This window comes from Flavobacterium pasteuri (assembly GCF_048286615.1).
In the GTDB taxonomy this organism is placed as follows: domain Bacteria; phylum Bacteroidota; class Bacteroidia; order Flavobacteriales; family Flavobacteriaceae; genus Flavobacterium.
Window position 1 is genome coordinate 116,217 of sequence record NZ_JBLVPN010000004.1, and the last position, 19,556, is coordinate 135,772.

General features: G+C 33.0%; 19 protein-coding genes. 14 read left to right on the plus strand and 5 right to left on the minus strand.

What is annotated here, in order from left to right; translation table 11 throughout:
• The first annotated feature begins 1 nt into the window (after window position 1).
• From ACNQF6_RS07510 to carA, 3 genes are all read left to right on the plus strand, one after another.
• Window positions 2-994 (plus strand): DNA-directed RNA polymerase subunit alpha, encoded by a 993-nt coding sequence (locus tag ACNQF6_RS07510; RefSeq protein ID WP_039110214.1) that lies wholly within the window; start codon window positions 2-4, stop codon window positions 992-994.
• A 31-nt stretch (window positions 995-1,025) separates the two neighbouring features.
• The gene (gene rplQ, locus ACNQF6_RS07515) at window positions 1,026-1,511 is read left to right on the plus strand and encodes a 50S ribosomal protein L17 (RefSeq protein WP_417964659.1); all 486 of its coding nucleotides are present in this window, start codon (window positions 1,026-1,028) and stop codon (window positions 1,509-1,511) included.
• A gap of 315 nt (window positions 1,512-1,826) precedes the next feature.
• The gene (gene carA / locus ACNQF6_RS07520; protein WP_417964661.1) at window positions 1,827-2,927 is read left to right on the plus strand and encodes a glutamine-hydrolyzing carbamoyl-phosphate synthase small subunit; all 1,101 of its coding nucleotides are present in this window, start codon (window positions 1,827-1,829) and stop codon (window positions 2,925-2,927) included.
• A 176-nt stretch (window positions 2,928-3,103) separates the two neighbouring features.
• On the opposite strand, the gene ACNQF6_RS07525 is transcribed toward carA, so the two are convergent.
• The 3 genes from ACNQF6_RS07525 to ACNQF6_RS07535 form a co-directional block, all read right to left on the minus strand.
• A complete protein-coding gene (locus ACNQF6_RS07525; RefSeq protein WP_417964663.1) occupies window positions 3,104-3,367 on the minus strand; it encodes an erythromycin esterase family protein in 264 nt (87 codons plus the stop codon).
• Window positions 3,368-3,487: 120 nt separating this feature from the next.
• Window positions 3,488-3,709, minus strand: a complete 222-nt coding sequence (locus ACNQF6_RS07530; RefSeq protein WP_417964665.1) for an erythromycin esterase family protein — start codon at window positions 3,707-3,709, stop codon at window positions 3,488-3,490.
• The gene (locus tag ACNQF6_RS07535; protein WP_417964667.1) at window positions 3,649-4,341 is read right to left on the minus strand and encodes an erythromycin esterase family protein; all 693 of its coding nucleotides are present in this window, start codon (window positions 4,339-4,341) and stop codon (window positions 3,649-3,651) included. Before ACNQF6_RS07535 ends, ACNQF6_RS07530 begins: the two co-directional genes overlap by 61 nt.
• Window positions 4,342-4,738: 397 nt before the next feature.
• Between ACNQF6_RS07535 and eno the strand changes: the two genes are divergently transcribed.
• From eno to ctlX, 4 genes are all read left to right on the plus strand, one after another.
• Window positions 4,739-6,031 (plus strand): phosphopyruvate hydratase, encoded by a 1,293-nt coding sequence (gene eno / locus ACNQF6_RS07540; protein WP_417964669.1) that lies wholly within the window; start codon window positions 4,739-4,741, stop codon window positions 6,029-6,031.
• Between the two features lie 156 nt (window positions 6,032-6,187).
• Window positions 6,188-7,471: a citrate synthase gene (locus tag ACNQF6_RS07545; protein WP_417964671.1), complete on the plus strand. Its 1,284-nt coding sequence runs from the start codon at window positions 6,188-6,190 to the stop codon at window positions 7,469-7,471.
• A 64-nt stretch (window positions 7,472-7,535) separates the two neighbouring features.
• Entirely contained in the window at window positions 7,536-8,450 is a 915-nt protein-coding gene (locus ACNQF6_RS07550) for a dimethylarginine dimethylaminohydrolase family protein (protein WP_417964673.1), read from the plus strand.
• A 75-nt stretch (window positions 8,451-8,525) separates the two neighbouring features.
• Window positions 8,526-9,461 carry a citrulline utilization hydrolase CtlX gene (ctlX, locus tag ACNQF6_RS07555; protein ID WP_417964675.1) on the plus strand — a complete coding sequence of 312 codons (936 nt, stop codon included), beginning with the start codon at window positions 8,526-8,528 and terminating at the stop codon, window positions 9,459-9,461.
• Window positions 9,462-9,524: 63 nt separating this feature from the next.
• Here ctlX and ACNQF6_RS07560 read toward each other — a convergent pair whose 3' ends face one another.
• The gene (locus ACNQF6_RS07560) at window positions 9,525-10,154 is read right to left on the minus strand and encodes a MarC family NAAT transporter (protein WP_417964677.1); all 630 of its coding nucleotides are present in this window, start codon (window positions 10,152-10,154) and stop codon (window positions 9,525-9,527) included.
• Between the two features lie 148 nt (window positions 10,155-10,302).
• Between ACNQF6_RS07560 and ACNQF6_RS07565 the strand changes: the two genes are divergently transcribed.
• A complete protein-coding gene (locus tag ACNQF6_RS07565; protein WP_099716185.1) occupies window positions 10,303-10,668 on the plus strand; it encodes a CoA-binding protein in 366 nt (121 codons plus the stop codon).
• 154 nt (window positions 10,669-10,822) lie between these two features.
• Here ACNQF6_RS07565 and ACNQF6_RS07570 read toward each other — a convergent pair whose 3' ends face one another.
• Complete coding sequence (locus ACNQF6_RS07570) at window positions 10,823-12,331, minus strand: sodium:solute symporter (protein ID WP_417964679.1); 1,509 nt, start codon at window positions 12,329-12,331, stop codon at window positions 10,823-10,825.
• Between the two features lie 99 nt (window positions 12,332-12,430).
• On the opposite strand from ACNQF6_RS07570, the gene recR reads away from it, so the two are divergent.
• From recR to ACNQF6_RS07600, 6 genes are all read left to right on the plus strand, one after another.
• The gene (gene recR, locus ACNQF6_RS07575; RefSeq protein ID WP_417964681.1) at window positions 12,431-13,051 is read left to right on the plus strand and encodes a recombination mediator RecR; all 621 of its coding nucleotides are present in this window, start codon (window positions 12,431-12,433) and stop codon (window positions 13,049-13,051) included.
• Window positions 13,052-13,122: 71 nt separating this feature from the next.
• A complete protein-coding gene (locus ACNQF6_RS07580) occupies window positions 13,123-13,914 on the plus strand; it encodes a polysaccharide biosynthesis/export family protein (RefSeq protein ID WP_417964683.1) in 792 nt (263 codons plus the stop codon).
• Between the two features lie 15 nt (window positions 13,915-13,929).
• Window positions 13,930-16,398, plus strand: a complete 2,469-nt coding sequence (locus tag ACNQF6_RS07585) for a polysaccharide biosynthesis tyrosine autokinase (protein ID WP_417964685.1) — start codon at window positions 13,930-13,932, stop codon at window positions 16,396-16,398.
• Between the two features lie 25 nt (window positions 16,399-16,423).
• Complete coding sequence (locus ACNQF6_RS07590; RefSeq protein WP_417964687.1) at window positions 16,424-17,407, plus strand: SDR family oxidoreductase; 984 nt, start codon at window positions 16,424-16,426, stop codon at window positions 17,405-17,407.
• Window positions 17,408-17,468: 61 nt separating this feature from the next.
• The gene (locus ACNQF6_RS07595; RefSeq protein WP_417964689.1) at window positions 17,469-18,860 is read left to right on the plus strand and encodes a UDP-glucose 6-dehydrogenase; all 1,392 of its coding nucleotides are present in this window, start codon (window positions 17,469-17,471) and stop codon (window positions 18,858-18,860) included.
• A gap of 150 nt (window positions 18,861-19,010) precedes the next feature.
• Window positions 19,011-19,475 (plus strand): UpxY family transcription antiterminator, encoded by a 465-nt coding sequence (locus ACNQF6_RS07600; protein WP_417964691.1) that lies wholly within the window; start codon window positions 19,011-19,013, stop codon window positions 19,473-19,475.
• Window positions 19,476-19,556: the final 81 nt, after the last annotated feature.

Below are 19,556 nucleotides of genomic sequence, written 5' to 3' on the forward strand. Positions count from 1 at the left end.
TATGGCAATATTTAATTTTCAGAAGCCCGATAAAGTTATCATGATCGATTCAACCGATTTTGAAGGTAAGTTTGAATTCAGACCTTTAGAACCTGGTTACGGATTGACCGTTGGTAATGCACTTAGAAGAGTTTTGCTTTCAGCATTAGAAGGTTATGCAATAACATCTGTTCGCATTGAAGGTGTAGATCATGAGTTTTCTACTATTTCAGGAGTTGTTGAAGACGTTACCGAAATTATCCTTAATCTTAAACAAGTTCGTTTCAAACGTCAAATTGAAGATATCGATAATGAATCAGTTACTATTTCTGTTTCAGGTAAAGACCAATTAACAGCTGGTGATTTTCAAAAATTTATTTCAGGTTTCCAGGTTTTGAACCCAGAACTAGTTATCTGTAATTTAGACAGTAAAATCAAACTTAATTTCGATTTAACTATCGAAAAAGGTAGAGGTTATGTTCCTGCTGAAGAGAACAAAAAACAGAATGCTGCAATTGGAACTATTTTTACAGATTCAATTTTTACTCCGGTAAAAAATGTAAAATATGCTATTGAAAACTTCCGTGTAGAGCAAAAAACAGATTATGAAAAATTAGTTTTTGAAATAAAAACTGATGGTTCTATCAATCCAAAAGATGCTCTTACTGAAGCTGCAAAAGTTTTAATTCACCATTTCATGTTGTTCTCTGACGAAAGAATTACACTCGAGGCTGACGAAATTGCACAAACAGAATCATATGATGAAGAATCATTACATATGAGACAATTGCTTAAAACTAAGCTTGTTGATATGGATCTTTCTGTAAGAGCTCTAAATTGTTTGAAAGCGGCTGAAGTTGATACACTTGGTGATTTAGTATCGTTCAATAAAAATGACCTAATGAAATTCCGTAATTTCGGTAAAAAATCTTTAACTGAGCTTGATGAACTTGTAGCAGTTAAAAATTTGAACTTCGGTATGGATTTAGCAAAATACAAACTAGATAAAGAATAATCTAAGCCGCAAGGTTTAAATTTACATAGCAATGAGACACGGAAAAAAATTCAATCACTTAAGCAGACAGACTGCACATAGAAAATCTATGTTAGCTAATATGGCTTGTTCTCTTATCGAGCACAAACGTATTAACACTACTGTTGCTAAAGCAAAAGCGCTTAAACAATTCGTTGAGCCGCTTATAACAAAATCTAAAGCAGATACGACTCACAATCGTCGTATTGTTTTTGCTTACTTACGTAGCAAATATGCCGTAACTGACTTGTTCAGAGACGTAGCTGCTAAAGTAGGAGACCGTCCAGGTGGATACACACGTATCATTAAAGTTGGAAATCGTTTAGGAGATAATGCTGATATGGCAATGATCGAATTGGTAGATTTCAATGAACTTTACAATGGGGGTAAAAAAGAAGTTAAAAAAGCAAAAAGCCGTCGTGGTGGTAAAGCTAAGAAAGATGAAGCTATTGAAGCTCCAGCTGCTGAAATTGAAACAACTACAGACACTGCTGAGTAATTATGAAAATAATCATTCAATAAAAACCAAGGATAAACTATTTATAGTTTATCCTTTTTTTTTGACTTTTTCGGAGCAAAAACCTTGGGATTTAATTGCATATTGTCCTGCTGTTCACTACATCTTTTGCTTCTGAAGAAAAAGCAAAAGGATGCCATTTCCATCAGGGCTAGATAAGAATGTTTTTATTTTACAATAAATTTCAAAAACTTGCATCCATTGGTTTAAAGGATTAAATTTGCACAATATTTAACTACAGATGAAACGAGCTTTGCTAGTTCCATGAGACTATTAAAAAATAATAGAAATCAAAGAATGAAATATACAACACGACAAAAAGCAATTCTTCTATTAAGTGACGGAACCATTTTCCACGGAAAATCTATTGGGATAAGTGGGACCACTTTTGGAGAGGTTTGTTTTAACACAGGAATGACAGGCTATCAAGAAATATTCACTGACCCTTCCTATTTTGGTCAATTGATGGTAGCAACCAATGCCCATATTGGAAATTATGGAGTTAACGATTCAGAAGTTGAATCACAAAGCATTAAAATATCAGGATTAGTTTGTAAAAACTTCAGCTTCAATTATTCTCGCGAAGATGCTTCAGGGAGTTTAGAAGATTATTTTATCAAACAAAACTTAATCTGTATATCTGATGTAGATACACGTGCTCTTGTAAGTTATATTCGCGATAATGGAGCTATGAATGCTGTAATTTGCACAGACGAAACTTCTATTGAAGAACTAAAAATTGCATTGGCAAAAGTTCCAGATATGAAAGGTCTAGAATTAGCCTCTAAAGTTTCTACAACGGAGCCTTATTTTTTTGGTGATGAAAATGCAACGTATAAAATCGCAGCACTTGATTTAGGAATAAAAATGAATATCCTTCGTAATCTTGCTAAAAGAGATTGTTATATCAAAGTATTTCCTTTTAATTCTTCTTATCTGGATTTAACTGCATTTAATCCAGATGGTTACTTTTTATCTAATGGACCTGGAGATCCAGAGCCGCTTTCTGGAGCAATTCAAGTTGCAAAAGAAATCCTTGAAAATGACAAACCTTTGTTCGGAATTTGTTTGGGACATCAAGTGATTGGCTTGGCAAACGGAATTTCAACTTATAAAATGTTTAATGGGCACAGAGGGATAAATCATCCTGTAAAAAACATCATTACTGGAAAAGGAGAAATAACTTCTCAAAATCATGGTTTTGCTGTTAATAAGGAAGAACTGGATAATCATCCTGATTTAGAGATTACTCATCTTCATCTAAATGATGGAACGGTTGCAGGAATGCGCATGAAAAATAAAAATTGTTTCTCAGTTCAATACCATCCGGAAGCAAGTCCAGGACCACATGATTCTTCTTATTTGTTTGATCAATTTATAGAGAACATAAAAGGATAAATTAGAATTAATTTCAAAATTAAATAGTAATAAAAAGGGTTTGACTTTTAATTAAGTCAAACTTTTTTTAATTATAATTAGATTCCAAAAGGATATGTTTCCGGGATTTGGTTTCTGTCTGATAGTATGTGTATGGGTTGTAATATACTTGTTTCATCTAAATAAATTAAAGCATCCTATCTTTTTGGCATTATTGTGGGAACATAATTTCCGAATCTTTCGTGTTGAGGATTGTAGACAACTTCTATTGCACGATGTCCTATATAAGATGGAAGACATTTTTCATCCTTTACTTTATTAATTAATAATAATTTGTTTTTGCCATTGCCAGCAAGATGAAAAGCATGTTCCCAACTGCCCACAACTGCTTCGGGAACTTTTTTTTTGTATCGAATCACCCCATTCTCTGCCAGCAACAACACTTCCTTTATAGGAGCCAAATCCTACCGCAACAACTCCATCATTCAAATGTTGTTTTCTCTTATTAGCTGTCCCAGGTTTACCATCCCTTCAGAGGCCACATCTGTAGCACGTTCATCGCCAATGAGGGTGTTGTGCTCTCAAACGATTATTCTTGTATCTTTTTTATGGAATTTAATAAGTCGCTGTATGGTGGCTTCTATTTGTTTATCTCTAATGTTCCAAGAGGCAGAACCTCTTTTTATCATGGTGCGATAATATTTTTCGGCATTTCTGGCAATAAATGCATTTTGTTCTGTGCTTAAAACATTTTCTGCATTGTGGTTGTAATTGGGTACATTTTTAATGATTTCCGTAAGCATGTGTAGGATTTATTTCTCGCATAATTCTGGAGCGTAGCAAGAGGCTCTGGCATAAGATTGCCCTTCGTCTTAATTGTAGGGCTCAAAATATTTAATGGCTGTTTTAGCAACTGCAAGTGCTTTAGGATTTTTTTTTCTAAATATTGAATGATCGAATTCATAGATTCCCTAAAACTGTATACATCCAATCCGTAAAATCCTATTCTTTTATCAGCAGAAAAACTTTCGTTATATACCTTGAGCCAATCTATGAATGCTGCTGTTTCCCAATTTGCCCACATCCAAGTAGGCCATCTTTTAAACTCATTTATAACGCTAAAGATATCTTTCCCGGAATCTAAATATCCTTTTGCATACCGATTTAAACGATAGCAATCCGGCCAATCTCCTTCGACTCCTAGAAATGAAAATCCTTTCTCCTGAATGAGTCGTTGTGTTATTTTAGTTCTCCATGTATAATATTCATGTGTGCCATGTGACGCTTCACCTAAAAGGACATATTTTGCATCTCCTATATAGTCTATTAATGGGTCTAAATCTGTTGAATTTTCCAATGAAGAAGCCGTTTTATTCAATAATGCTACAATTTCACTAGAATTCATTAAATTGTTAAGGTTTTTTAAAGCTTCCATCACTTATTTATTTTTTAATTTAGAAATTGAATTATAAAAATTGCTAATCTGGAATGCTGTAATAGTACGTGGATTTTTTGGTTTTAAAAAAGCTGTATAAATTTAATTTATATAATTGATAATGAGGTTGTTTGTGTTGATTTGTTTGTTGAAATCAATTGGTTTTAGGCTTAAGTAAGTGTCATTAATTTTTAGTTAACGTAGCACGCATTCCCTGAATTAGATTTTAAAGGAATTGAAAAAAATAACATATAATGTAAAAATAAATTCTTAAAAGAGCTTAAATGTTTTGTTTGCCAAAAAATTATAACGTTTTCGTTAATAACATTCATTATTTTCATAAAATCATTCCAAAAGATAGAATATATTTGTATTTTAAAATTTAAAATTTTAGTATATGAGTATTATTATCAAAATTCACGCAAGACAAATTTTCGATTCAAGAGGAAATCCTACAATAGAAGTAGATGTAATTACAGACAATGGTGTTTTAGGAAGAGCAGCTGTACCATCTGGAGCTTCAACTGGAGAACATGAAGCAGTTGAGTTACGTGATGGAGGAAAAGCATTTCTTGGAAAAGGAGTTTTGAGTGCTGTGAAAAATGTGAATACCATTATTTCTGAAGAACTTGTTGGTGTTTCAGTTTTCGAACAAAATCTAATTGATCAAATGATGATTGATTTAGATGGAACTCCAAATAAATCAAACTTAGGAGCAAATGCAATTTTAGGTGTTTCACTAGCTGTAGCAAAGGCTGCTGCTAATGAATTAGGATTGCCTTTATACAGATATGTAGGTGGTGTTTCTGCAAACACGTTGCCGGTACCAATGATGAATATCATCAATGGAGGATCACATTCTGATGCGCCTATCGCGTTTCAAGAATTCATGATTTTCCCTGTGAAAGCAACTTCTTTCTCACATGCCATGCAAATGGGAACTGAAATTTTTCATAGCTTGAAAAAAGTGTTACATGATAGAGGACTTTCTACAGCAGTAGGTGATGAAGGTGGTTTTGCACCAAATTTAGCTGGAGGAACTGAAGACGCTTTAGATACTATCAAAAAAGCTGTTGAAACTGCGGGTTATACTTTTGGAGATGAAATCATGATTGCTTTGGATTGTGCTTCTGCTGAGTTTTATGTAAATGGAAAATACGATTATTCTAAATTTGAAGGAGAAACTGGTAAAGTAAGATCTTCTGCTGAACAAGTAGAATATTTAGCTGAATTAGTAGCTAAATATCCTATCATTTCTATTGAAGATGGAATGGATGAAAATGACTGGGATGGATGGAAATTACTTACAGAGAAAATTGGAGATAAAGTACAGTTAGTAGGTGATGATTTATTTGTTACAAATGTAACACGTTTGTCTACTGGTATCGAGAAAGGAATCGCTAATTCAATCCTTATTAAAGTAAACCAAATTGGAACTTTGACTGAAACTATTGCAGCTGTTAATATGGCTAAAAATGCAGGCTACACTTCAGTAATGTCACACCGTTCAGGAGAGACTGAAGATAATACAATTGCAGATTTAGCAGTAGCTTTGAACTGTGGTCAAATAAAAACAGGTTCAGCATCTCGTTCTGATCGTATGGCAAAATACAATCAATTATTAAGAATTGAGGAAGAATTAGGAAATACAGCTTATTTTCCTGGTAAAAACGCTTTCAAAATCAAATAATTTCTTATGATATTTTTATTTAAAGCCATTCACGTATTGTGAGTGGTTTTTTTTTATAATATTTAACAATTTCATTGTATTATTCTCTTTTTAATTAGTGTTTAATTCCCTAGATTTGATAAATTATTATTTTAAAAGTTTATTTTCAATTATATTATGTCAAAAATAGCAACATTAGAAATTGATGGTAAAAAATTTGAACTGCCGATCATTGTAGGAAGTGAAAATGAAGTTGCCATTGATATTAACAAATTACGTGATTTGTCAGGTGTGATTACACTTGATCCAGGTTATAAAAATTCAGGTTCTTGTAAAAGTGAAATTACTTTTTTAGATGGAGAGCTTGGAATCCTTCGATACAGAGGATATTCAATTGAGGATTTAGCTGAGAAAGCAGATTTTCTAGAAGTATCATACCTTTTAATTTTTGGGGAACTGCCTACTGTTGATCAGTTAGCGCAATTTGAAACCGATATTAGAAAATATACTTTGGTCAACGAAGAAATGAAAAACATAATTGATGGTTTTCCTAAAACCGCTCATCCAATGGGAGTTTTAGCTGCTTTGACAAGTGCATTAACAGCATTTAACCCTAAATCGGTTAATGTTGAGAATGAGAAAGAAATGTATGAGGCTGTGTGTAAAACTATGGGTAAATTCTTGGTTATAGCAACTTGGACGTATAGAAAAAGCATGGGTTATCCTTTGAATTATTATGATAATACAAAAGGATATGTAGAAAACTTTATGCGTTTAATGTTTGAATTACCTACAGAACCTTACACTGCAAATCCTGTAGTCATTGATGCATTAGATAAATTATTTATTCTTCACGGAGATCATGAACAAAACTGTTCTACATCTACAGTGAGAATGGTAGGTTCTTCTCATGCAGGATTATTTGCATCCATTTCTGCTGGAGTTTCTGCGCTTTGGGGGCCATTGCATGGAGGAGCAAACCAAGCAGTTCTTGAGATGTTAGAAGAAATCCATAGAAATGGTGGAGACGCTGATAAATATATGGCTAAAGCCAAAGACAAAAATGATCCTTTTAGATTGATGGGTTTTGGTCATAGAGTCTATAAGAATTTTGATCCAAGGGCGAAAATTATAAAAAAAGCTGCTAACGAAGTTTTAGCAACTTTGGGAGTTGAAGACCCAATTCTTGCGATCGCTAAGAAACTCGAAGAATCAGCTTTAGAAGATGAGTATTTCAAATCAAGAAATTTATATCCTAACGTAGATTTTTATTCTGGAATTATTTACAGAGCTTTAGGAATTCCTACAGATATGTTTACGGTAATGTTTGCAATAGGACGTTTGCCAGGTTGGATCGCACAATGGAAAGAAATGCGTGAAAATAAGGAGCCTATCGGAAGGCCAAGACAAGTTTATACAGGGCACCCTTTAAGGGATTTTGTACCAACAGATAAAAGATAAAATCAGTTTAAAAAGCTTCACTAATTAGTGAAGCTTTTTTTATATTTGCCAAAAGCGATAATACATGTCAAAGTTAAATATAAAGAATGAAACTTCAAGGCTTAGAGCAGTTGTTCTAGGGTCAGCGGTCAATAATGGACCTACGCCAAAGGTTGAAGATGCCTACGATCCAAAATCATTAGAGCATATTTTAGCAGGTACATATCCTCTAGAGGAAGATATGATAAATGAAATGGAAGCATTTAATACTGTACTAAAAAAATATGATGTGATTGTTTATCGTCCGGAAATGATTGAAAATTACAATCAAATATTTACAAGAGATATTGGTTTTGTAATTGATGACTTTTTTGTGAAATCAAATATTTTACCAGATAGAGAGCGTGAATTAGATGCTATTCAATATATAATTGACCAAGTTGATCTTAAAAAAGTGGTGCGACCTCCAGAGGAAGTTCACATAGAAGGTGGTGATGTGATATTGTGGAACGATTATATTTTTATTGGAACCTATAAAGGTAGTGATTACAAAGATTATATTACTGCACGAACGAATGTGCAAGGAGTGCAATATATTAAGGATTTGTTCCCAAATAAAATTGTTAAAGAATTTGATTTGGTAAAATCTAAAATTGAAGCCCGCGACAATGCATTGCATTTAGATTGTTGTTTTCAACCGGTAGGGAATGATAAAGGAATTATCTATAAAAATGGTTTCCGTGAAGAAGCAGATTATTTGTTTCTGGTAAATCTTTTTGGAAAAGAAAATTTATTTCACATTACCAGAGAAGAGATGTACAATATGAATTCTAATGTTTTTTCTATTGATACTAATATTGTCGTTTCTGAAAGAAACTTTACAAGACTTAACAATTGGTTGCGTGGAAACGGTTTTGTGGTTGAAGAAATTCCATACGCAGAAATTGCAAAACAAGAAGGATTATTACGGTGTTCTACCTTACCTTTAATTAGAGAATAAATATTTGTTTAAGGTTTAAAGCTTAATGGTGCTCAACATTAAGCTTTAAACTATTAAACTTTAAACTAAAAATATATGAAACAAACAACAAATTCCATATTGATGATTCGTCCGGTTGCGTTTAGAATGAACGAACAAACGGCAGTAAATAATTATTATCAAAAAGTATTAGACGGACTTTTACCCGCAACTGTAAATACTAAAGCGCAAAAAGAATTTGACGCTTTTGTCGAAAAACTAACAGCAGTTGGTGTAGATGTTACCGTTGTAGATGATACGTTGAATCCAGATACTCCAGATAGTATTTTCCCAAACAACTGGATTTCTTTTCACGAGAATGGTGATGTAGCTTTATATCCAATGTTTGCTGAAAATCGCCGTCACGAACGTCGTGAAGAGATATTAGATTTATTGGAAGAAAAAGGTTTTGTAATTCATAATATTATAGATTACACTTCCGCTGAAGAAGATGGATTTTTCTTGGAAGGAACTGGAAGTTTGCTATTGGACAGAGTTAATGCTAAAGCGTATTGCGCATTGTCTCCCAGAGCTGATGAAGAATTATTTATCGAATTCTGTGAAGATTTTGATTATGCACCAGTAATTTTTGAAGCTTTTCAAACTGTTGATTCAGAACGAAAACTGATTTACCATACCAATGTGATGATGTGCTTAGGAGAAACTTTTGCAGTCATTTGTGCAGATTGTATCGATGATAAAAAAGAGCGCAAAATGGTTTTGGATAATCTAAAAGAAAATGGAAAAGAAATCATTTTGATCACTGAGGCCCAAATGAATAATTTTGCGGGTAATATGCTTGAAGTTCGTGGAGCAAATGATAAAATATATTTGGTCATGAGTGCAGCTGCTCATCAAAGTCTAACTCCAAAACAAATAGAACAATTAGAAAAGCATGCTGAAATTTTGAGTTCAAGTCTGGATACCATTGAGGCTTGTGGCGGAGGTAGCGCCAGATGTATGATGGCTGAAATTTTCTTGCCAAGAAATTAAAAAAAAGAAAACCGGATACGATTCTCACAATCTTATCCGGTTTTTTTTAATTGTAATATGAATTTAGGAGAGATTCCCTTTTATGATATTGATAATAGCACTTACAATATATTGAATTCCTATTGCAATTACTATGAAACCCACAATCCTGGAAATAGCAATAATTCCGGAAGCTCCAAGTATTTTTGCTAAATAATGAGCACTTTTAAGGATAATAAAAATAGCAACTGCAATGGCAAGAATAGCGATGGAAGATATAATTATCTCCATAGTTGTATTGTGTTCTTGGTAAAATGCGATAAGTAGAGAAATAGATCCAGGACCAGCAAGCATAGGAATTGCAAGTGGAGTCAAGGCAATGTCATTTCTTTGTTGCGCATCAGTTTCTGCTTTTTTATTAATACCTCTCTTCTTGGTGAATTTTCCGGAAAGCAATGAAAATCCAGAACTCACAATAATAATTCCACCGGCAATTCTTAGTGCATCAATACTGATTCCAAAAAAAAGTAATACATATTGACCAATAAAAAACGAGACGATAAGGATGATAAATACATTTATCGCCGTCCATAAAGAAATTCTGGAACGCTCCTTTTTGGTGTCATTTTGGGTCAGTCCTACAAAAATAGGAACGGTACCAATAGGATTTAAAACCGAAAAAAGTGCGACAAACAGATAAATAAATAGATCCATATTTTGTTTTTTAATAGTGTAAAAGTACTCTTTTTTTACTTTTTAATGTTAGCGTAATGTTTTTTCTTACTTTTATAACTAAACCTGATAATTGCTAAACTCATGGGTCTTTTTTTATTACTTTTGCAAAATATAATTACAGAAAATGATAAAAAATAAAAAAACGCTAGTTCTTGGAGCTTCAACAAAACCTGCTAGATATTCTTTCATAGCGATTGAAAAACTGGTTGATAAAGGACATTCAGTTCTTGCTATCGGTCAAAACGCGGGTGAAGTAGCCGGAATAAAAATCCAGACTAAAGCTATTCCACTAAAAAATATCGATACAGTTACGCTTTACTTAAATCCTTTGCGTCAGCGTGATTACTATAATTATATCGTTGAGGCACAACCAAAACGTGTTATTTTTAATCCAGGTACCGAGAATCCGGAGTTCTATCAATTGTTGAAATTAAATGACATCAAAGTCGAGATAGGGTGTACACTGGTTATGTTGGCAACAAATCAATATTAGTTTTTTTGGAGCTATTTCCAGCTATATATTATAATCTTTTGTAAAGCTGGAAGCTTTCAAAAGGCTTCCAGCTTTATAAAAGGATTTTTACTTCAAACGAAGTTCACTGAACTCCTATGAAAATTAAAATTAAGTGAAGTAATCTGGGCTAAAATTAAAATCGTGTTTCAGATGTGGCATTCTTGCTGATCAATAACAATCCAAGAAAAGTGATTAGTCCGTTTACGATAATCAATTCGTTATCGAAAACATATCCGAAAAATATTGCTTTAGAATTTTCATTGATAAAGTACGTTACAGCAGGAGATAATAAGCAAATGATAGGAACATATTTGTCTTTGACTGTTTTTGATTTTACAAATAATCCAAAACAATATAATCCCAAAAGCGGGCCGTAGGTATAGGATGCAACCCTGAAAATCATAGCTACAACAGAACTGTCATTAATAGCATTAAAGAAAATTATCACCAGAAACATTAGGAACGAAAAGGCAATATGAACAAAATGTCTGGTTCGTACTACATTTGGTTTTCCTTGATTTTCTACTTTATCCATTCCTAAAAAATCAACACAAAACGAAGTTGTCAGTGCTGTTAGCGCGGAATCCGTTGTGGCAAAAGTTGCGGCCGTTAATCCTAATAAGAAAATAACTGATGGAATTAGTGATAAATGGTTAAAGGCAATTTCTGGGAAAAGCAAATCGGTTCTGGGTTTTCCGGTGATTAAATCTGTTGGTACCTCAATCCCGTTTTTAGTAGCAAAGATGTAAATTAAAGCTCCCACACCGAGGAAAAAAATATTGATAAGTACAAATATTCCAGTGAACGTAAACATGTTTTTTTGTGCTTCGCCAATGTTCTTACAACTCAGGTTTTTTTGCATTAAATCCTGATCTAAGCCTACCATGGCAATAGTAACAAAAATTCCTCCCAGAATTTGTTTTGCAAAATGAAACTTACTCGACACAAAATCCTCAAAGAAAAATACTTTTGAATAATTACTATTTTTTACTTCTTCAAAAGCTTCAAAAGCATTCAAATTTAAACTTCTGCAAATAAAAAAAATTGTCAAGAAAACCGAAGTGACCAAGAAAAAAGTTTGCAAAGTGTCCGTAATAATAATGGTTTTCAATCCGCCACGATACGTATACGCAAATATTAAAGCCAGCGAAATTAAAACCGTTACTGCAAACGGAATTCCATAATAATCAAAAACAAAACGTTGCAAAACAATCACGACAAGGTACAATCTGAATGCAGATCCAATGGTTCGGCTAATCAGGAAAATGGTTGCGGCGGTTTTATAGGAGTAAATCCCTAATCGTTGTTCGATGTAACCGTAAATGGAAGTCAAATTCATTCGATAATACAGCGGAAGCAAAACTTTGGCGATTATTATAAAACCTATAGCATTCCCCAGAACAAACTGAAAATACTTGAATTGTTCCCCGTTTGGAGAACCTACTTCTCCCGGAACGGAGATAAATGTCACACCGGAAAGTGCAGTTCCAATCATTCCAAAAGCAACCAAGTACCATTTGGAGTTTTTATTGGCTTTAAAAAAAGCATCGTTTCCGCTGTCTTTTTTGCTGACAGCATGGGAGATGTAAAATAAAATTCCAAAATAAACGATTATAAGTATTAGAATGGTGCTGGGAGTCATTTTGTATAAATATTGTTTGGACCAAATTACATAAATAATCTTCAAATTTTCAAATTATCTATCCCGAACGTTCGGGACAAATTAACTACTTTTGCTGTTATGGAATTTTCTTCAAAACTTATAGAAAAAGCAGTTAACGAAATGTCTCAGTTGCCGGGAATTGGTAAAAGAACAGCACTTCGGTTGGTGCTACATTTGCTAAAACAGCCAAAAGAACAAACAGGTTTTTTATCTCAGGCCTTGCTTGCAATGCGTGAGGATATTAAATATTGTAATAGCTGTCATAATATTTCGGATAGTCTACTGTGTGAAATTTGTGCTAACCAAAGTAGAAATCACCAAATCATTTGTATTGTCGAGGATATTCGTGATGTCATGGCAATTGAAAATACGGGGCAGTTTAGAGGGATTTATCATGTTCTTGGTGGTAAAATTTCTCCTATTGACGGGGTTGGTCCCAGTCAGTTGAACATTACTACATTAGTTGAGAAAGTGAAATCAGGTAATGTAAGTGAAATAATCTTTGCTTTAAGCTCCACAATGGAGGGTGACACCACTAATTTTTACATTTATAAACAAATTGCTGATTGTGAAATAATTATATCGACAATTGCTAGAGGGATTTCGGTAGGAGATGAACTTGAATATGCTGATGAAGTTACCTTGGGAAGAAGTATTTTGCAAAGAGTACCTTTTGAAAAGTCGTTTAAAAATAATTAATCCATTTAATGAATAGTGATGCTTTTTAAATAGTAAATGAAAAGCTATATTTGTCGTTAAAAATATTGAAAATGAGCAAATCCGTATTCTGTTTATTACTAACCATAAGTGTTTTATTCACTTCTTGCATTTCTACCCAAGATTTAATTTATCTTCAAAAGAAAGATAATTCACAAGATAATATTGTTATTACAGCTATAGAATCAAAACCGTATAGATTACAAACTAATGACGTTTTGAGTATCACGATAAAAGCTATTGACCCTAAATTAGTCGCTATTTTTAGTCCTTCAAATGATGGAGGTGCTGGAGGTAAATCTGAGTCAGGATTGTATTTTGATGGTTTTACAGTGGATGACCATGGAAATATAAGGATTCCAGTTTTAGGAGAGTTAAATGTAATCGGTTACACGCTGGACGAAATCAGAGTTAGAGTTGAAAAGCAATTATTGGCAGAGTATTTTAATAAGGAAGCTAATATTTTTGTAACCGTTAAATTAGCAGGTTTGCGTTATACTATCAATGGAGAAATTGGGGGGCCAGGTACAAAAACAATGTTTCAAGAGCAGGTAAATATTTTGGAAGCTATTGCTAATTCTGGAGATATTACTATCACTGGAGATAGAAAAGCAGTAACAGTTATGCGAAAAACGCCAACTGGTGTAGAAATGCACGATTTAGACCTCACGGATATAAATGTAATGCAATCCCCTTATTATTATTTGCAGCCTAATGATTATATTTATATAAAACCACTCAAGCAAAAAACTTGGGGAACTGGAAAAACAGGAATAGAATCTTTGAGTACAATCATTACACTATTGTCTTTAGCCACAACCACTTTCTTACTATTAAAAAATTAAAACAGCACTCAAAAAATGTTAGATATAAAAGATTTTTCGATTTTTGAAAACCAAGTAAGCTTTGACTTTAAGGGTTTTTTAATAAAAATTGGAAGTTATTGGAAGTGGTTTTTGATAAGTTTATTAATCACTTTCACGATTGCTTATCAGGTAAATATTCGTAAAGAAAAAATTTACGGTATGGAAACACTTATTTCCGTAAAAGAAGAAAGTAATCCCCTTTTTACTTCAAATACCAGTTTAGTCTTTAATTGGGGAGGTACTTCGGATCAAGTTCAGACCATATCAACAACTTTGCAATCTAGGTCGCACAATGAACTGGTTGTAGATAAGTTACAATATTATATTAATTACTTAGTTCAAGGGGAATATAATTTAGTAGATGCTTATGGATCAGTTCCTTTTTATATCAATATTGACAAGTCAAAAGGGCAATTAACAGGGACTTTAATAGGGATTAAATTTATTAGTGAAGATATATATGAAATTAGAATTCCTTTTGCAAGTAAAAATGTATCTTTAATTTCCTATTCTGACAATTCATACAGTAATACAGCTGTAGCAACAGGAGATTTTGTAAAAAGATATAAGGTTGGCGAAAAAGTTTCTTTGCCTTTTTTGAATTGGAAGTTACAAATTAATGAAAATCCTGGCTTCTATAAAGGAAACGAATATTTTGTACAGTTTAATGATTTTAACGGAACGGTATCAGGGTATAAAGGTATAAGCGTTAGGTCAGACGATAAAGGAGGTTCAATAATTACCTTAGGTATGCAGGGAACTAATAAAGCAAGAATGGTTGAGTATTTAAATGCGACTGTTAAAATGCTTATCAAGAGACAATTGGATAGTAAGAACCAGTTTGCGACAAATACTATAGCTTTTATAGATAGTACATTAGTCACGATGGAATCCCAGCTTAAGGAAACAGGAAATGAGTTAAAATCCTTTAGAAAAGGTAAAAACATTTATGATATTGAAGAAGGTGGAGGTAAATTTTCAGAAAAGATTTTGGAATTTGACGTCAAAAAAGACGAGATTAATCGTAAAATGGCTTATTATAATTCATTAAAAGCATACTTAAAAAACAGTGTAAACTACGCAAAACTTCCTGCACCTTCAGTAGCTGGAATAGAAGATCCAAATATTGTAGTAAATATTTCAAAGTTAATAGCATTATCTACTCAAAGATCAGAAATGGCTTATGCTGTAAAAAGCGATAAAATATTTAAGGATTTTGATAATCAAATGGAGGCTATTAAAAATGTTTTGTTAGAGAATATAGCTACTGCCAAAGCATCTCTTCAATATGATTTAGCTATGGTGAGCAGTAAAATAAATGAGGCTGAAAGTACTATAAAGGGACTTCCGGATGATCAGCAAGAGCTCATTAAGATTAAAAGAAAATATGATTTGAGTGATAATATTTATAGCACTTTTCTTCAAAAAAGAAGTGAAGCAGATATTGTTAAGGCGGCAAATTTATCAGATGTTCATTTTATAGATCCTGCTAAGGATGTTGGCGGGGGACTTATAGGTCCAAAAACATCAGTTAATTATGTATTGGCTTTATTTCTGGGCATACTTTTTCCATTGGTTTTTGTATTTGCAGTTTTCTTTATCAATAATTCGATACAGAATGCTGAGGATATCAGTAAGATGACAAAAATCCCTTTAATAGGTGTTGTTGGAGTCAATAAAGAGAATACTAATTTAGCTGTTTACGACAAGCCAAAATCAGCTTTATCAGAATCTTTTAGAGCCATTCGTTCATCTCTTCAATTTCTATATAAGCAACAAAATTTAGATGGAGCAAAGACACTAATGATTACATCCTCTGTGAGTGGTGAGGGAAAAACATTTTGTTCTATAAATATCGCTACGGTATTTGCACTTAGTGAGAAAAAAACAGTTGTTATTGGTCTGGATTTAAGAAAGCCTAAGCTGTCCGTTGAATTTAATTTATCAAATGATGTTGGTATTGTAAATTATCTGATAAAACAAAAAACAATTGACGAAATCATCAATCACACACACATACCTTTTTTAGACGTTATTTTATCAGGTCCAATTCCCCCTAATCCGTCTGAAATGATTATGAGTCAAGGAATGGGAGAGTTAATAGAAGAGTTAAAGAAAAAATACGATTATATAATATTGGATACACCTCCAGTAGGATTGGTGTCAGATGCTTTAGAACTAGCGCAATATTGTGATGTTACCTTATATATAGTAAGACAGAATTTTACTAAAAAAGATATGATTACGCTGTTAAACAACAGGGTGAAACGCGGAGAGTTAAATAATGCTAGTATTGTTTTAAATGGTTTGGAGAATAAAGCAAAATATGGTACGGGTTACGGCTATGGTTATGGTTACGGCTATGGTTATGGAACCTATGCTAATGGATATTATGAAGAGGGTAAGACTAAAAGTATTTATCAAAGAATAGCACAGAAGATTTTGAAAAAACAAACTAAATAATTGATTGTTTTAAAATTAGGTACAAATGAAAATAGAAACAAAAAGTTCCGTTTTAATTACGGGTGGGGCAGGATTTATAGGTTCTAATCTTTGTGAATATTTTTTATCTAAAGATTATAAGGTTATTTGTTTTGATAATTTTGCAACTGGATATAGACATAATTTAAAAGATTTTATAAATCATCCCGATTTTCATTTGATAGAAGGCGATATCCGTAATGGAGCAGAATGTCAAAATGCTGTACAAGGAGTAGATTATGTTTTACATCAGGCAGCTTTGGGTTCTGTACCCAGATCTATTAATGATCCAGTTGTTACAAATGATGTAAATGTCTCCGGTTTTTTGAACATGTTAGTAGCATCAAGAGACGCAAAAGTGAAACGATTTATATATGCGGCAAGTTCCTCCACCTATGGTGACTCAGAAGCTTTGCCTAAAGTTGAAGCCGTAATTGGAAAGCCACTTTCTCCGTATGCAATTACAAAATATGTAAATGAGCTATATGCTGAAATATTTAGCAGAACCTATGGTTTAGAGACAATCGGGTTGCGTTATTTTAATGTTTTTGGTCGAAAGCAAGATCCTAATGGAGCATATGCAGCGGTCATTCCCAAATTTGTAATGCAATTGATGCAATTGGAAAGTCCAAAAATAAATGGGGATGGCAATTATTCCCGTGACTTCACTTACATCGATAATGTAATTCAAATGAATGAGCTGGCTATACTGACAAAAAATCCAGAGGCGATAAATACGGTATACAATACTGCCTATGGAGATAGAAATACGTTGAATAATTTAGTAGATTATTTAAAAGATTTCTTATGTGTTTATGATGAAAGAATTGCTACTGTCGAGATAGAATACGGCCCTAATAGATCTGGCGATATTCCACATTCTTTGGCAAGTATTGACAAAGCTAAATCGTTGTTGGGATATCATCCAAAATATTCGATGCAAGAAGGATTGAAAGAAGCTGTTGAATGGTATTGGAATAATCTTAAATAAATTTTTAAGAAAAATAATGTAGTAAATTAAAATATATTTGCAAAATTAAAAATTTGAATAAATGAAAATTACAAAAATTTGTTGCATAGGAGCAGGATATGTTGGAGGTCCAACGATGGCTGTCATTGCTCAAAAATGCCCGCAAATACAAGTTACAGTAGTAGACTTAAATGAAGAACGAATTACTGCATGGAATGATGAAGATGTAAATAATATACCTATTTATGAGCCAGGTTTAAGCGAAATTGTTGCTGAAGCCAGAGGAAGAAACTTGTTTTTTTCTACTAATGTGGAAAAAGCTATAGACGAAGCTCAAATTATTTTCATATCGGTAAATACACCTACTAAAACCTACGGAAAAGGAAAAGGTATGGCAGCTGATTTGAAATATATTGAATTGTGTGCAAGACAAATTGCCAAAGTTGCCAAAGACAACAAAATTGTTGTAGAAAAATCGACACTGCCTGTTAGAACTGCTGAGGCTATTAAAAGTATTTTAGACAATACAGGGAATGGAGTACAGTTTCAAATTTTATCAAATCCAGAGTTTTTAGCTGAAGGAACTGCTGTTCAAGATTTATTGAATCCTGATAGGATTTTAATTGGAGGCGATTTATCTGTAGAAGGACAGAAAGCGATTCAGGCTTTAGTTGATGTATATGCAAATTGGGTTGCCACGGACAAAATATTAACCACTAATGTTTGGTCTTCTGAGCTTTCTAAATTGACAGCTAATGCTTTTTTAGCACAAAGAATTTCTTCTATAAATGCCATGTCAGAGCTCTGCGAAAAAACAGGTGCTGATGTAAATGAAGTTGCAAGAGCTATAGGAATGGATAGTAGAATAGGTTCGAAATTTCTTAAAGCCTCTGTTGGGTTTGGAGGTTCTTGTTTTCAAAAAGACATATTGAATTTGGTTTATATCGCAAAATCATATGGATTACATGAAGTAGCTGATTATTGGGAGCAAGTAATTATAATGAATGATCACCAAAAAAGACGTTTTTCAAACAACATTGTTCAAACTCTTTATAATACAGTTTCAGATAAAAAAGTAACTTTTCTAGGTTGGGCTTTCAAAAAAGATACTAATGATACCAGAGAGTCGGCTGCTATCTATGTTGCTGATGATTTGATAAATGAACATGCGAAAATTGCTGTTTACGATCCTAAGGTGTCTAATAAAAAAATTATTGACGATTTAAATTATTTAGAAACGAGAAGTGCTGAATTAAATAGTACTAGTGTCAAGTCTTTTGATAATCCCTATGAGGCATGTTATAATGCTCATGCTATAGCTGTACTTACGGAATGGGATGAGTTTGTTAAGTATGATTGGCAAAAAATATACGATTCTATGCAAAAGCCTGCTTTTATTTTTGATGGGAGAAACCTGTTGAATGCTTCAGAATTAAGAGCTATTGGTTTTGTATATCAAGCTATAGGTTCGTAAAAAAAATAGATTATTTTAGTCTATTTCCCATAAACAAAAATGAGAAAGATACATAGTACTGTTGTCAAATGAATTGTAGACATATTGTCTCATGTAGAAGTTTATTCCGATTAATCATACTAAAACTAGTAGTGTAATACAAAATATAAGATGAATTGGTATGTAGTTTATACAAAGCCTAAATGGGAGAAAAAAGTTGCAGAACAATTAAAAAATAAAGGAATTGAGTGCTATTGTCCTTTGATTACGCAAGTTAGGCAATGGTCAGACAGAAAGAAAAAAGTAGAAGTGCCTCTATTTAATTCCTATGTTTTTGTTCAATTGCCAGATTCTGAACGGAATGCTGTGTTCCAGTCAGTAGGAGTGGTGCGTTATTTATTTTGGTTAGGAAAACCGGCTGTTGTCCGCGACGAAGAGATTAGTGTTATTAAAAAATGGCTAAATCCCTCTGAGGGTAATGAGGTTTCAGTATTTTCTTTTCAAATAGGAGATGCTATACAATTGGATTCCGGACCATTTTCTAATCAAAAAGCAATTGTTCAAGAGGTTACTAATACCCATTATGTGTTGGTTTTGGAATCGTTAGGTTGTGTCTTAAAAATGAAGTATAAATAGTAGCTGTTATCACAATTTTTAGGAAGTGATATTCGATTCCTTATTTAACGTGTCTACGATTTTTAAAAATGTGAAAACTTA

Excerpts from the sequence above, each read along its gene's own strand:
- ACNQF6_RS07545 (WP_417964671.1), top strand. The coding sequence starts at position 6,188 with ATGTCAAAAATAGCAACATTAGAAATTGATGGTAAAAAATTTGAACTG.
- ACNQF6_RS07590 (WP_417964687.1), top strand. The coding sequence starts at position 16,424 with ATGAAAATAGAAACAAAAAGTTCCGTTTTAATTACGGGTGGGGCAGGA.
- carA (WP_417964661.1), top strand. The coding sequence starts at position 1,827 with ATGAAATATACAACACGACAAAAAGCAATTCTTCTATTAAGTGACGGA.
- ACNQF6_RS07560 (WP_417964677.1), bottom strand. The coding sequence starts at position 10,154 with ATGGATCTATTTATTTATCTGTTTGTCGCACTTTTTTCGGTTTTAAAT.
- ACNQF6_RS07580 (WP_417964683.1), top strand. The coding sequence starts at position 13,123 with ATGAGCAAATCCGTATTCTGTTTATTACTAACCATAAGTGTTTTATTC.
- eno (WP_417964669.1), top strand. The coding sequence starts at position 4,739 with ATGAGTATTATTATCAAAATTCACGCAAGACAAATTTTCGATTCAAGA.
- ACNQF6_RS07585 (WP_417964685.1), top strand. The coding sequence starts at position 13,930 with ATGTTAGATATAAAAGATTTTTCGATTTTTGAAAACCAAGTAAGCTTT.
- ACNQF6_RS07535 (WP_417964667.1), bottom strand. The coding sequence starts at position 4,341 with ATGGAAGCTTTAAAAAACCTTAACAATTTAATGAATTCTAGTGAAATT.
- rplQ (WP_417964659.1), top strand. The coding sequence starts at position 1,026 with ATGAGACACGGAAAAAAATTCAATCACTTAAGCAGACAGACTGCACAT.
- ACNQF6_RS07570 (WP_417964679.1), bottom strand. The coding sequence starts at position 12,331 with ATGACTCCCAGCACCATTCTAATACTTATAATCGTTTATTTTGGAATT.
- recR (WP_417964681.1), top strand. The coding sequence starts at position 12,431 with ATGGAATTTTCTTCAAAACTTATAGAAAAAGCAGTTAACGAAATGTCT.
- ACNQF6_RS07595 (WP_417964689.1), top strand. The coding sequence starts at position 17,469 with ATGAAAATTACAAAAATTTGTTGCATAGGAGCAGGATATGTTGGAGGT.
- ACNQF6_RS07550 (WP_417964673.1), top strand. The coding sequence starts at position 7,536 with ATGTCAAAGTTAAATATAAAGAATGAAACTTCAAGGCTTAGAGCAGTT.
- ACNQF6_RS07530 (WP_417964665.1), bottom strand. The coding sequence starts at position 3,709 with ATGCTTACGGAAATCATTAAAAATGTACCCAATTACAACCACAATGCA.
- ctlX (WP_417964675.1), top strand. The coding sequence starts at position 8,526 with ATGAAACAAACAACAAATTCCATATTGATGATTCGTCCGGTTGCGTTT.
- ACNQF6_RS07600 (WP_417964691.1), top strand. The coding sequence starts at position 19,011 with ATGAATTGGTATGTAGTTTATACAAAGCCTAAATGGGAGAAAAAAGTT.
- ACNQF6_RS07510 (WP_039110214.1), top strand. The coding sequence starts at position 2 with ATGGCAATATTTAATTTTCAGAAGCCCGATAAAGTTATCATGATCGAT.